The organism is Adlercreutzia equolifaciens DSM 19450, assembly GCF_000478885.1.
Lineage (GTDB): Bacteria > Actinomycetota > Coriobacteriia > Coriobacteriales > Eggerthellaceae > Adlercreutzia > Adlercreutzia equolifaciens.
Window position 1 is genome coordinate 1251666 of the sequence record NC_022567.1, and the last position, 13323, is coordinate 1264988.

Below are 13323 nucleotides of genomic sequence, written 5' to 3' on the forward strand. Positions count from 1 at the left end.
AGATACGTGGCAACTTCAGAACTGATCGAGGCCTTGCAGGCACTGGCCCACGAGCGCAAGATCGACGAGTTCTACCTCATCGAGCGCTTGGAGCAGTCCCTGGCGAAGAGCTACGAGCGCATCCTCGATCTGGAATGGGACGCGCGTGTGACCATCGACCGCCAGACCGGCAAGATCTACGTCTACGAGCTCGTGCCCGTGGGCGAGCCCGACGAGGAGACCGGCGAGTACAGCGAGTTCGAGGAGCGCGACGTTACCCCCGACGACGTGAGCCGCATCGCCGCCCAGAACGCCAAGGGCGTCATCTCATCGCTCGTGCGCGAGGCCGGGCGCCAGTCCATCTACGACGAGTTCCGCGGCCGCGTGGGCGATTTGGTCACGGGCACCGTGCTGCAGGGCACGCCGGACTTCACCATCATCAAGATCCGCGAGGGCGTCGAGGCGGAGCTGCCCCATTACGACGCCAAGCGCAACCCGGGCGAGCGCAACGAGCGCCCGGCCAACGAGCACTACCGCCACAACCAGCGCTTGAAAGTGCTCATCATCGAGGTGCGCAACCCCAACGCCGACGCGCCCCGCGCCCGCGGCGAGCAGGCGCGCCCGGCCATCGTCGTCTCCCGCACCCACCCCGACCTCATCCGCCGTCTCTTCGAGATCGAGGTGCCGGAGATTTACGAGGGGGTCGTGGAGATCAAGTCCGTGGCCCGCGAGCCCGGCGCCCGTTCCAAGGTGGCCGTGTTCTCCCGCGAGGCGAACCTGGATCCGGTGGGCGCCTGCGTGGGGCCGAAGGGCTCCCGCGTCCGCATGGTGGTCGAGGAGCTGCGCAACGAGCGCGTCGACGTCATCCAGTGGAGCCCCGACCCGGCGGTCTACGTGGCCAACGCCCTGTCGCCGGCGAAGGTGAGCCACGTGAGCATCGACGAGGACAACAACTACGCCACGGTCATCGTGCCCGACGACCAGCTGTCGCTGGCCATCGGCAAGGAGGGGCAGAACGCGCGCTTGGCCGCCCGCCTCACCGGCTGGCACATCGACATCAAGCCCCAGAGCTTCCAGGGCGCGTCTTTGGTCGATGTCGAGATGGACGACGAGGTGGAGGAGGACGACGGCTTCTGCATCTTCGTCGACGAGGACGGCAACCGCTGCCGCAACCACGCCCGACCGAACAGCCAGTACTGCGGCGTCCATGCCGATGCCGAGGCAGAGGCCTAAGGGGTAGAACCTGATGGCAGCACAGACGACAAAGCGCCAGCGCACCTGCATCGGCTGCGGCGCGACCCTTGGGAAGGGCGCGCTTCGCCGCATCGTGCGCAACGGCGAGGGGCATATGAGCTTCGACCCTACGGGCCGCCTCGCCGGCCGCGGCGCCTACGTCTGCTCTGAGGACTGCCTCGCCGCGGCGAGAAAGACCAGGAAGCTTGAGCGCGCCCTGCGCTGCAAAGTGACCGACGAAGATTACGAGCGCGTTCTTCGCGAGCTTGCCCTCGCCGAGGCACCGGGAAAGAATGAGGAGTGATATATGGCCAGCATGCGCGTACACGAGTTGGCGAAGGAATTCGATATGTCGAGCGGGGATCTGCTCGATCGTTTGAAAGAAATGAAGATACCGGCGAAGTCCCATGCGAGCATGCTCAACGATGCCTACGTTGACAAGATTCGCAAGAACCTGGAGCCGGAGATCCGCGCCCGCGCCGGCGCCCTCGAGGCCGAGGAGGCCGCGGCGCTGGCCGCCGAGCAGGAGGAGGCCGAGCGCAAGCGCGCCGAGGAAGAGGCCGAGCGCAAGGCCGCGCGGGAAAAGGAGCTCGCCGAGCGCGAGGCCGCCCGCGCCCGCCGCGAGGGGTCGCGCTCCGACGACGACGCCGAGGGCGAGGAGCACCCGGCGCGCAAGCAGGCGCCCAAGCAGCCCTCCGCCTTCGCGAGCCTCGAGCAGCAGATCGCCTCGGAGAAGGAGCGCGTCGAGCGCGAGCGCCAGGAGGCCCGGGCCCGCGCCCGCGCCGAGAAGGCGGCCGCCGAGGTGGCCAAGAAGCGCGCCGTGGAAGAGGCCCTGCGCCGCGGCCACAAGAAGCCCGCGAAGGCCGCGCCCGCCCCGGCACCGGCCCGTCCGGCCCCGGCTCCCGCGCCGTCCCGTCCCAAGAACAACTTCGACTCGCTGCTCTCGCAGATCGAGGCCGAGAAGCAGCGCATGGAGGCGGCCAAGAGCGCCCAGGCCGACACCCGCGCCCCCCGCGGTGGCAAGAAGGGCAAGAAGGGCGGGGCTCACCAGGTGGTGCCCGAGCTCGAGGCCCAGATGACCGCCGGCGAGGACCGCTACGCCCAGATGGCCGTGCAGGCCGAGAAGCTGCAGCGCGACAAGGTGCTCGCCGAGGCCCGCGCCGCCGTGGCCGCGGCCAACACCCACGAGGGGGAGGGCCGCCGCAAGAAGCGCAAGGAGAAGCGCGAGGCCGAGGCCCGCGAGCGCGCCGAGCTCGAGGCCATCGAGCGCGGGCTGGACCCGACGCTGGTGCTGGACGACTCCGTGGTGGAGATCCCGCAGGGCGCGTCGGTGGCCAAGTTCGCCGAGCTTCTGGGCGTGCAGCCCAACGACGTCATCAAGCGCCTGTTCATGCTCGGCCAGGTGCTCACGCTCACCCAGACCATGAGCGACGAGACTATGGAGCTCATCGCCGACGACATGGGTCGCAAGGTGCGCGTCGTGTCGCCGGAGGAGGAGTACGCCGTGGTGTACAACGACTCCGAGGCCGATTTGAAGCCGCGTCCCCCCGTGGTCACCGTCATGGGCCACGTCGACCACGGCAAGACCTCGCTTCTGGACGCCATCCGCGATACCGGCGTGGTGGCCAGCGAGGCCGGCGGCATCACCCAGCACATCGGTGCGTCGGTGGTGAACATCGGCGACCGCCAGATCACCTTCATCGACACCCCGGGCCATGAGGCCTTCACCGCCATGCGCGCCCGCGGCGCCCAGGTCACCGACGTCATCGTGCTCGTGGTGGCCGCCGACGACGGCGTCATGCCGCAGACCATCGAGGCCATCAACCACGCCAAGGCCGCCGAGGTACCCATCGTCGTGGCCGTGAACAAGATCGACAAGCCCGGCGCCAACCCCGACCGCGTGCGCCAGGAGCTCACCGAGTACGGCGTCATCCCCGAGGAGTGGGGCGGCTCCAACATGTTCGTCGAGGTGTCGGCCAAGAAGAAGCTGCACATCGACGACTTGCTGGAGACCATCATCCTGCAGGCCGACGTGCTGGAGCTGAAGGCCAACCCGGACGCTTCGGCCTCCGGCTTCGTCATCGAGGCGAACCTGGACAAGGGCCGGGGCCCCGTGGCCACGGTGCTCATCCAGCGCGGCACCCTGCACACCGGCGACGTCGTCGTGGCCGGCACGAGTTACGGCCGCGTGCGCGCTCTGGTGAACCCGCGCGGCGAGCACGTCGCCGAGGCGAAGCCCGCCGACCCGGTGGAGATCCTGGGCCTGAACTCGGTGCCCACCGCCGGCGACGAGTTCCGCGTCTTCGAGGACGAGCGCGACGCCCGCAAGCTTGCCGAGGAGCGCGCGCTGCGCGCCCGCCTGGCCGCCCAGGAGACCAAGAGCCACATGAGCCTGGACGACCTGTTCAGCCGCATCGAGGACGGCAAGACCACCGATCTGAACCTCATCGTGAAGGCCGACGTCCAGGGCTCCATCGAGGCTCTGCGCGACGCCTTCGACAAGATGGACCAGTCCGAGGTGCGCATCAACATCGTGCACTCGGCCGTGGGCGGCATCACCGAGACCGACGTCACCCTGGCCGCCGCCTCCGACGCCATCATCATCGGCTTCAACGTCCGTCCCACGGGCAAGAGCCGCCAGCAGGCCGAGAAGGAGAAGGTGGACATCCGCCTGTATCGCGTCATCTACCAGGCCATCGAGGATATCAACGCCGCGCGCGTGGGTCTTCTGTCGCCGGATATCGTGGAAGAGGACACCGGCATCGCCGAGGTGCGCGAGACCTTCAAGGTGCCGAAGGTGGGCACCATCGCCGGCTGCTACGTCGTGGAAGGCGAGATCCACCGCGACGACAAGGTGCGCATCGTGCGCGACGGCACGGTCATCTTCGAGGGCCACATGGCGTCGCTGCGCCGCTTCAAGGACGACGTGAAGTCCGTGAAGCAGGGCTACGAGTGCGGCATCGGCATCGAGAAGTTCCAGGACCTGAAGGTGGGCGACACCATCGAGGGCTACCAGGTGAAAGAGGTCGAGCGCACGGAATAACTCGACTGTCCGGCGTCGAGGAAGCCCCGCATCCCCGTGCTCAAGCAATGGCTCGCTCGGCGGAACAGTCCACTGGACTGTTCCGTTCGCTGCGCAACCTGCGCGCGGGGACACGGGGCTTCCTCGACGCCTACTGTTACAGTTTTGCTTAGTTTTCCACGACTGGCGCATGGCTCTTGGTTTCAACTCTATACTAAAACTATCTGTCCGCCTCGATTGAGGAGATGACGTCATGAAGCAGAGCGCTTCCAACCGCAAGGTCAACGAGCAGGCCCGCGAGGTGATCGCGAGCATCCTTCTGTTCGATGTGTCCGACCCGCGCCTCCATCTGGTCACCATCACCGGCTGCGAGGTCAGCTACGACCGTTCCGTCTGCAACGTCTACTACACCACCGATCCCGAGCGCTACGCCGGGGCTCAGGCTGCCTTCGAGGCCGCTGCGGGGCATATCCGCTCGCTCATGGCGAAGAAGCTCTCCTGGCGCGTGGCGCCGGAGCTGCGCTTCTACGTGGACACGTCCGTCGATCAGGCCGAGGCCATCTCCCAGGCGCTGAATTCCGAGCGCGAGCATCAGGAGAAGCGCATCGAGGAGGAAACCATCGGAGAGGATCGGGAGTACTAGTTTCATGACGGTGACGCCCCAGACCAACACGACGCTTTCCGAGATCGCCTCCGCGCTCGCCGAGCGCGACCGCTTCGTCATCGGAGGCCATGTGAGCCCTGACGGCGACTGCCTTGGTTCGGCGCTGGGGCTCGTCTGGGCCTTGCGCCAGCTGGGCAAACAGGTCACGTGCGTGCTTGCCCGCGACGAGGAGCCGCCGAGCGATCTCATGTTTTTGCCCGGGGCCGACGGGCTCGTTCCCGCCGCGCGCTTCGAAGGGCCCTGCGAGTGCTTCATCGCCGTGGACGTGCCCACGCCGGAGCGGCTCGGCGATGGGGCGCGCCTTCACGAGGCGGCGCCCTTCACGGTCACCGTGGATCATCATGCGGTGCCCCGGGCCATGAGCGACCTCAGCTACACCGATCCGAACGCCGCCTCCACGTCGCTGCTCATCTGGGAGTTGGCGGCGCTTTTGGGCGCCGACCGCGAGCGCATCATCGCCACCTGCTGCTACACCGGCCTCATGACCGACACCGGCCGCTTCCAGCACGGCAACACCGACGCTGCCGCGTTCGAGGGGGCGTGCGAAATGGTGGCCGCTGGTGCACGGCCTGGGGAGATCGCCCGGGAGTTCTACCAGAACCGCAGTCTCGCGTCCATCGAGCTTGAGGGGCGCACCGTGAGTCATATGTGCTTGTCCGGCGACGGCGAGGCGGTGCTCTCGTGGCTCTCGCTCGCCGATTTCGCCGAGTGCGGTGCCGTGAAGGCCGATGCCGAGCCCATGATCGATCTTCTGCGCTCCTTGCGCGGCGTGCGCGTTGCCTGCATGCTGCGGGAGCAGGACGGAGAGGTGCGCGGCAGCTTCCGTTCCAAGGACGACACCGACGTGGCCGCCATCGCCGGTGAGTTCGGCGGCGGCGGACATAAGGCCGCGGCCGGATTCACCATTCACGATGATTTGCGCGGGGCCGTGGAGACCGTCGCGCGCCGTTTGGGCATCGAGAGCCCGACCTTGCCGGAGGAGCGCCTGTGAAGCGGGGGACGACCGATCTGTGCCTCGTACTTGCCGTGGACAAGCCGAGCGGCATGACCTCCCACGATGTGGTGAGCCGCGCCCGGCGCATCTTCGGCGAGAAGCGCATCGGGCACACGGGCACCTTAGATCCGCTCGCCTCGGGGGTGCTGCCCCTGTGCGTGGGGCCGGCCACCCGGCTCGACCAGTTCCTCACCGGCCACGACAAGTCCTACGTGGTCTCGGTCGTCTTCGGCGCCGCTACCGATACCGACGACTGCGACGGTGAGGTCATCCGCACGGGCGTTGTGCCCGACGAGGTGTTCGACCCGTTCTTCGCCAGCGTTTTCGTGGGCGGTTTGGTGGGGAAGTCCAAGCAGCTGCCGCCGGTGTACTCGGCCATCAAGGTGGGGGGAACCAAGGCCTGCGATGCGGCTCGCAAGGGGCGCGTTATCGATCTGGCGCCGCGCGACATCGAGGTGTACTCCGCCGAGCTTCTGGGCATCGGGGGCGCCGACGGCACGGAACCGGCCCGCTGGGACATCGCCTTCAAGGTGTCGAAGGGCACCTATATTCGCGCGCTCGCCCGTGACATCGGCAACAGCCTGGGGTGCCCCGCCCATGTGGGGGCGCTGCGCCGCACGGCGGCCGGCGCGATCGGCATCGCCGACTGCGTGACGCTGGAGGTCTTGGAGGAGATGGGGGAGCGCGCCGCCCTGGATCCGCTGAAGGTGCTCGGCATGCGCTTCATCTACCTCGACGATGCCGCCGCGGCACGGGTGCGCAACGGCAACCCGCTGGACGGGCGCGCCGTGGAGCTCTTCGAGCGCCGCAGCGTCGACCCGGCGGCGGAGCTGTGCGCCTGCACGGCCGGGGTGCGCCCCAGCTGCGAGCCGCCGCAAAATGGCGAGGTCGTGGCCCTTGTGGCCGATAACCGCATCGTGGCATTATATGAGTATCATGTCGACAAGGGGCGTTTCGCCCCCCGATGCGTGTTTCCGATAGGAGTTTCCCGTGGCTGCAGTGATCTCTAGGAACGATCCCGCCTTCGACGAGGCCCTGCTCGATCGCGCCTCGGTGGCCTTCGGCGTCTTCGACGGCGTCCACGAGGGGCACCGCTTCATCATCGGCGAGGCGGTAAACACGGCCCGCGAAGAGGGGCGCGCGAGCGCCGTCATCACCTTCGACATCGATCCCGACGAGGTGTTCGCGGCTGATCGGCTGAAGAAGCTCATGACCAACGAGGCGCGCATCGCCAAGCTGGCCGAGCTGGATGTGGACGCGGTCGTGGTGCTGCCGTTCTCCCGCGAGTTCGCGGCCCAGAGCCCCGAGGACTTCCTCGACGCCTGCTTCGGCGGCGGCGTGCCGAGCCACATCCACATCGGCAGCGACTTCCATTTCGGTCGCAAGGCCGCGGGCAATGTGGAGAGCTTGCGTGTGTGGGGCGCCGAGCGCGGCATGGAGGTGCACGGACATGAGCTGGTGGCCGAGGGCGGCCGCCCCGTGACGGCCACGCGCATCCGCGGCCTTCTGTCCGAGGGCCGGGCCCGCGAGGCGGCCGACCTTCTGGGGCGCCCCTACGAGCTTTCGGGTCTCGTGCGCCCGGGCCGCGGCGAGGGCCGCGACTTCGGCTTCGCCACGGCGAATTTGGAGGTGCCTCCCATGCTTCTCGCCGTCGGCGAGGGGGTGTACGCCTGCTATGCCGTAGTGGAAGGCGCCCGCTACAAGGCGGCCGTGAACGTGGGCGTTCCCGCTACCTTCGCCGACACGGCCAAGGAGAACATCGAGGTGCACCTCCTCGATTTCGATGAGAACATCTACGGCCAGGACATCGAGGTGGAGTTCATCGAATGGCTGCGCCCCATGCGCGCCTTCGAGAGCACCGACGAGCTCATCGCCACCGTCCAGTCCAACATAGCCTGGGTACGCGAGAATCTGTAGCGAAATCGGGTCGAGTCGGAGCGAACCTATCGGTTCGAGCGGTCTTTGAAGAGCTGGTCGTACTGGACGATGGCGTAGGACTTCAGGGCGTCCTCGGCCTTCTGCTGGGCGTCGGTTTCCACGGTCTCGCCGAACCAGTGCCACGTTCCCTCAGCATCCCGGTATCCGTTCAGGTTCACGGCGGGCAGCGCCTGGCGCAGAGCCGATCGGTACAGGGCGCGGGAGTCGCGGGGCAGCCCCGTTGCATCCAAGAGCAGGCTTGAAAGATAGTTCAAGCTCGTGACGTCGGCGTTCTCGATGCGCGCGAGCGTATCCCCGTATTTCCCGCGGGCCGCAGCGTTCGCCCAGATGAAATACGGCGTCCGGTAGCGTGCCTGCACCTCTTCCAAACTGGCGCTCTCCACGGGCTTGCCGAAGGTTTCCTCGAAGAGCCAGTCGGCGAAGCCGGGTTGGTGGTCGCCGAAGAACACGACGATGGTGGGCTCGTTCCGCGCGTTCAGCTCGTCCACGAGCCAGCGCAGATCCTCATCCGAGCGCCGGATGGCCGCCAGAAACTCGTCCACCTCGGGGTTTTCCACCTCATCCGATTCCAGATGCACGGCATCGGCGGCGGGAACGAGTCCCGTGTCGTAGCCGCCGTGGTTCTGAATGGTGACGTCGAAGACGAACTGGGGCCCCTCTCCCTCGTCGATCTTCTCCAGCACGCGCTCGTAGGTGGCGCGATCCGTGACGAGGTCGCGGAACGCGTCGGCGTCTTCCATGGTGGTGATGTCGTCGAACGTGTCGAATCCGAGCTGCTCGTAGATGCGGTCGCGCCGCCAGTTGGCCGCCTCGGCCGGGTGAATCGCGTGGGTGCCGTACCCCAGACCGCGGAAGTAGGAGGCGAGGTTGTCCACCCCTTCCAAATCGTAGAGCACATAGGGGTACACGCCGCCGCCCATGTTGCCCATGGAGGCGCCGGTGAGGAACTCGAACTCGCTGTTGCAGGTGCCCCCGCCCATGGCCGAGACGTACACGTCGCCCGCGGCCAGGGAATCGTCGGCCACCTCGTGGAAGAACGTCGGCGCGGCGTTTGTTCCCTCGAGGCCGGGGTATTCGGAGAGATCGGAGAACGTCTCGTTCATGATGGCGATGACGTTGGGTCCGTCGTAGGGGAGTGCTTCGGGCTGTTCCGGCGCTGCATCGCCAGTGGTGGGCGCCGCTGAGTTTTGGTTGCCCGTTGTGTCGGGCGAGGGGGACTCTGCCACCGTGCCGTCCGTTCCCGTCAGCGGATCCTCGGCGAAGGGGGCCAGGATGGCGTCCACGGCCTCGGCGGAGTAGCCCTCCGGAGGCTTGGGCGTCAGCTCTTGGGCCCGCGAGAGGAAGCAGAGCGCGGTGCCCTGGGTGGCGTAGGAGCCGCGCACGTCCCATACGTCCACGGTTACGTCGCAGTCGCTCTTGATGTCGATGGCTTGGTACTGCATGGTGCCGAGGCACACCAGCAGGGCCGCCGCCAGCACGTTGGCGGCTACGTCCCAGCGAGCGTGCTTTCGTTGGGGGCACAGCTTCGCCAAGGCGACGCAATAGGCGGCGAACAGCGCCCAGCAGAACACGAGGCGACCGGTGAGAAACAGGCTGTAACCACCGGCCACGGAGGCGGCGGTGCCGAGGGCGAACAGATCCGCCGGCACGATGGGCTGCCCCTTGAAGGTAATGATGAAGAAGTTGGCGGTGCCCCACAGCAGGCAAAAGCCCGTGAAGACGGCCAGCGATGCGCGGGTGCGTTGTCCTGCCAGAAACACGATGGCGCAGCCCAGACCCAAGATGAGCAGGTTGTCTACGACGTAGCGCTGTGGGATGGCGAAGACGCCGTCGTTCCACAGCAGCTCGAGGAGCAGGAAGCCTAAAACGACGGCGAGTGCGAAGAAGGCCCCGCGCCGCAGCGCATCCGTCGCTCGCGAACGGCCAGTGGCGTCCAAGCTGGTTTCAGTTCGTTCCCTGTTCAAAAGACCCTCCGGTTCAAATGCAAAACAACAACTTACCACGGTCGAGGCTGCTTTACTTTGGGCGTCGCGAAACGTCCCGCCTGTCTCGGGAAAATCTCCACGGCGATTTGAGCCATGATTTTCGAGTTGTTAGCATTGCGAATGGCGTTCTGTGGCTCAATCAGCTCCATGAGAAGGCAGAAATTATCGCTAAGCGAATAACTGATGAGGCGAATTCCTCCAGTGGCGGCCGAGGAACGCTGTAAGCGATCCCTTCGATGCTAACAACTCGAATTTTTTGGCGAAAACGTGGGTGAAGAATTGTCCGAGAAGACAAGGGGACGGCCCTGCGGGTATACTGCACCCATGAGTAAAGAACGAATTTCCTGGGAAAACGAATACCCCGACGAGTTGGAGCGCGAGGGCCGCATGAGGCCGACGCTCGCCCGCGCCGTGCGCGATCATGAAGCCGCGGGCAACGCTGTTGACGAGGCCGTCGCGGAGGCAGTCTGGGCGGACGGCGAAGGCGAGGCGGCCGCCATGGGAGCGGTCGACGAGGCAGCCGTCGCGGAAGCCGTGGGCGAAGGCGGTCGCGTCAAGTCCGGCCGCCCCCGCGAGACCCAGCAGCAGAAGCTCGCGCGCATCAAGCGCGAGCTGGAAGCAGTGCCCACCGAGCCCGGCGTGTACCTGTGGAAAGACGCCGCCGGCGAGGTCATCTACGTCGGCAAGGCCAAGCAGCTGCGGGCGCGCATGCGCCAGTACGTGAACTTCCAGGACGATCGCGCAAAGATTCCCTTGCTCGTGGAGGCCATCGACTCCTTCGACTACCTCGTCGTCGACAACGAGCACGAGGCGCTCGTGCTGGAGAAGAACCTCATCAACCAGTACAGCCCGTTTTTCAACGCGGACTTCAAGGACAACAAGAGCTACCCCTTCATCGCGCTCACCAAAGGCGATGTGTTCCCGGCCATCAAGTACACCCGCGAGAAACACAAGTCCGATACGAAGTACTTCGGTCCTTTCACCGACGCCCGCGCCGCCCGGGAGATGATCGACATCGCCCGGCGCGTGGTGCCCCTGTGCGCCGCCACCTGCGCCGACTGGCGGGGACTCACGCGCGCGCTGGAGAAGGACCCGCTCGCCTTCCTGAAGCGCGATACCAGGCCCTGCTTCGACTGCCACGTTGGGCTGGGCCCCGGCGCCTGCTGCGGGGCCGTCACGCCGGAGGAGTACGCCCAGAACGTGCGGCGCATCGAGCGCTTCCTCGCCGGCAACCACCGCGAGTTCGTCGACGAGCTGACGGCGGAAATGCAGGAGGCCGCCGCCGAGCTCGACTTCGAGCGGGCGGGACGGCTGAAGGCGCGCATCGACACCATCAACTCGCTTGCCGACAAGCAGCACGCCGTGTCCTCCCGCGACCTGTCCGCCGACGTCGTCGGGTTCTTCCGTGAGGAGACCGTGGCCGGGGTGAACGTGCTCGTCATCCGCGAGGGCCGCATCGTGAATGCCAACGAGTTCATCTTGAACCGCGGCACCGACGTGCCCGACCAGGATCTGCTGCGCAACTTCCTCATGCGCTACTACGACACCACCACCTCCATCCCGCGCGAGGTGATCGTGCGCGCGTTGCCCGAGGACGCAGAGGTCATGGGGGAGTGGCTCACGGGCAAGCTCGATTCGGCTCATGGCGCCAAGGTGCGCTTCACCGCGCCGCAGAAGGGGGAGAAGGCTGATCTTCTGACCATGGCCGAGACCAACGCGCGGCATACGCTCATGCGCTACAAGGTGCGCACGAACTACGATGACAAGCGCATCAACAACGCCCTTCTGCAGCTAGAGAGCGCCCTAGCCTTGGACGCGCCGCCCATGCGCATCGAGTGCTTCGACATCTCCACCATCCACGGCTCCTACACCGTGGCCTCCATGGTGGTGTTCACCGGTGGCAAGCCGGACAAGAACCAGTACCGCCGCTTCAAGATAAAGACGCCGCTCGACGAGGCCAACGACTTCCTCTCCATGCAGGAGGTGATGCGGCGCCGTTATGCTCCGGAGCGCTTGAACGACGAGCGCTTCGGCAGCAAGCCGGACCTCATCATCCTGGACGGCGGAAAGCCGCAGCTGACGGCGGCGCTCGCCATGTTCGAGGAGATGGGGATCGACGACATCGCCATTTGCGGTCTGGCCAAGCGCGACGAGGAGCTGTTCGTGCCCTGGCAGGACACGGGGCCGGTGGTGCTTCCCTCAGGCTCGGCGTCGCTGTACCTGGTGAAGCAGGTGCGCGACGAGGCCCACCGCTTCGCCATCACCTTCCATCGCGAGCTGCGCGGCAAGGGCATGACGGCGAGCATTCTGGACGACGTGGCGGGACTGGGTCCCGTGCGGAAGAAGGCGCTGATGAAGCACTTCAAGTCGTTCAAGAACTTGAAAGCTGCCAGCTTGGAGGAAATCAAGGCCGCCAAGGTCATCCCCGAAGAGGTGGCCGAGGAGCTGGTGCGCGTTCTCGCGCAGTATAATGAGCGGAAAGAAGAGAAGGAAGAGCAGCTGGCGGAAGACGCTTCTTAGGGAAAGGAGGCCTGTGTGGCCGAGGAGATAATGGAAGAAGACCAGATGCCCGACTTCGTCATCGTGACGGGCATGTCCGGCGCCGGGCGCACGGAAGCCATGCACGTCTTCGAGGACTTGGGCTACTACTGCGTGGACAACTTGCCCTCGAGCCTGCTCGCCGATCTCGTGCGCGTGAACGAGAGCACCGAGCACGAGGGCGGACGGCGGCGCCTGGCCGTGGTCTGCGACTCGCGCAACGGCGATTTCTTCGGCGATCTGGAGGCCGAGCTTTCCTCCATGCAAGAGGCCGGCGTCTCCTACAAGATGCTGTTCCTCGATGCCGCCGACGACAAGCTCATCGCCCGTTACAAGTCGAGCCGCCGCCGGCATCCGCTGTGCACCGACGGCACCACCATTTGGCAGGGCATCCAGCGCGAGCGGCTCATGCTCATGGGCCTTCGCGACCGCGCCGACTACGTCATCGACACCACCGATATGCTGCCCCAGAAGCTGCGCAGCACCATCCGGGGGCTCTTCGCCACGGGCAGCGAGCGCAAGGGACTCGCGGTCACCGTGTACTCCTTCGGCTTCAAGCACGGCGCTCCCTACGACGCCGACCTCGTCATGGACGTGCGCTTCCTGCCGAACCCCTATTACGATCCGGAGCTGCGGCCGCTGACGGGGCTGGACGCCCCGGTGCGCGACTTCGTGCGCATGCGCGAGGAGACCATCGAGTTCGAGCAGAAATGGCACGATTTGCTGGACGTCGTCATGCCGGGGTACGTCGCCGAGGGCAAGCAGCAGTTGGCCATCGGCGTGGGCTGCACCGGCGGCCAGCACCGGTCGGTGGCGCTTGCCGAGGCCACGGGCGACTACCTGAAGTCGAAGGGCTATCGGGTGAGCGTGGCCCATCGCGATCTGCGTCTGGCCGAGCGCGGTCACGACGTGCAGTGCGAGAGCGACAACGTGCTGGACGCCCGCGCCGGCGGCGGAAAGGAAGCGTAGA

At 66.4% G+C, this 13323-nt stretch carries 10 protein-coding genes; 9 read left to right on the plus strand and 1 reads right to left on the minus strand.

Translation table 11 applies throughout. The annotated features are described in order from the left end of the window. Positions 1-6: 6 nt before the first annotated feature. From nusA to ribF, 7 genes are all read left to right on the plus strand, one after another. Positions 7-1212, plus strand: coding sequence for a transcription termination factor NusA (nusA, locus tag AEQU_RS04890; protein WP_022739821.1), 1206 nt, complete (start codon positions 7-9; stop codon positions 1210-1212). Positions 1213-1225: 13 nt separating this feature from the next. Continuing rightward, positions 1226-1516 (plus strand): RNase P modulator RnpM, encoded by a 291-nt coding sequence (gene rnpM / locus AEQU_RS04895; protein ID WP_022739822.1) that lies wholly within the window; start codon positions 1226-1228, stop codon positions 1514-1516. Positions 1517-1519: 3 nt separating this feature from the next. After that, on the plus strand, positions 1520-4255 hold the full coding sequence (infB, locus tag AEQU_RS04900) for a translation initiation factor IF-2 (RefSeq protein ID WP_022739823.1): 2736 nt from the start codon (positions 1520-1522) through the stop codon (positions 4253-4255). A gap of 232 nt (positions 4256-4487) precedes the next feature. After that, entirely contained in the window at positions 4488-4877 is a 390-nt protein-coding gene (gene rbfA, locus AEQU_RS04905) for a 30S ribosome-binding factor RbfA (RefSeq protein ID WP_022739824.1), read from the plus strand. Positions 4878-4881: 4 nt separating this feature from the next. After that, positions 4882-5889, plus strand: a complete 1008-nt coding sequence (locus AEQU_RS04910; protein ID WP_022739825.1) for a DHH family phosphoesterase — start codon at positions 4882-4884, stop codon at positions 5887-5889. Continuing rightward, a complete protein-coding gene (truB, locus tag AEQU_RS04915) occupies positions 5886-6902 on the plus strand; it encodes a tRNA pseudouridine(55) synthase TruB (RefSeq protein ID WP_022739826.1) in 1017 nt (338 codons plus the stop codon). The genes AEQU_RS04910 and truB overlap by 4 nt, the downstream gene beginning before the upstream one ends. Further along, positions 6883-7809 (plus strand): riboflavin biosynthesis protein RibF, encoded by a 927-nt coding sequence (gene ribF, locus AEQU_RS04920; RefSeq protein WP_022739827.1) that lies wholly within the window; start codon positions 6883-6885, stop codon positions 7807-7809. Before truB ends, ribF begins: the two co-directional genes overlap by 20 nt. A 26-nt stretch (positions 7810-7835) precedes the next feature. Here the strand turns inward: ribF and AEQU_RS04925 are convergent, their stop codons facing one another. Beyond that, complete coding sequence (locus AEQU_RS04925; protein WP_022739828.1) at positions 7836-9767, minus strand: LTA synthase family protein; 1932 nt, start codon at positions 9765-9767, stop codon at positions 7836-7838. A 372-nt stretch (positions 9768-10139) separates the two neighbouring features. On the opposite strand from AEQU_RS04925, the gene uvrC reads away from it, so the two are divergent. Together uvrC and rapZ are read left to right on the plus strand one after the other, a co-directional pair. After that, on the plus strand, positions 10140-12335 hold the full coding sequence (uvrC, locus tag AEQU_RS04930; RefSeq protein WP_022739829.1) for an excinuclease ABC subunit UvrC: 2196 nt from the start codon (positions 10140-10142) through the stop codon (positions 12333-12335). A 30-nt stretch (positions 12336-12365) separates the two neighbouring features. Continuing rightward, on the plus strand, positions 12366-13322 hold the full coding sequence (rapZ, locus tag AEQU_RS04935; protein WP_041715090.1) for an RNase adapter RapZ: 957 nt from the start codon (positions 12366-12368) through the stop codon (positions 13320-13322). Position 13323 lies beyond the last annotated feature (1 nt).

Bases quoted from the DNA above. Each gene is read 5' to 3' on its own strand.
- rnpM (WP_022739822.1), top strand. From the start codon at position 1,226: ATGGCAGCACAGACGACAAAGCGCCAGCGCACCTGCATCGGCTGCGGC.
- infB (WP_022739823.1), top strand. From the start codon at position 1,520: ATGGCCAGCATGCGCGTACACGAGTTGGCGAAGGAATTCGATATGTCG.
- rbfA (WP_022739824.1), top strand. From the start codon at position 4,488: ATGAAGCAGAGCGCTTCCAACCGCAAGGTCAACGAGCAGGCCCGCGAG.
- AEQU_RS04910 (WP_022739825.1), top strand. From the start codon at position 4,882: ATGACGGTGACGCCCCAGACCAACACGACGCTTTCCGAGATCGCCTCC.
- uvrC (WP_022739829.1), top strand. From the start codon at position 10,140: ATGAGTAAAGAACGAATTTCCTGGGAAAACGAATACCCCGACGAGTTG.
- rapZ (WP_041715090.1), top strand. From the start codon at position 12,366: ATGGAAGAAGACCAGATGCCCGACTTCGTCATCGTGACGGGCATGTCC.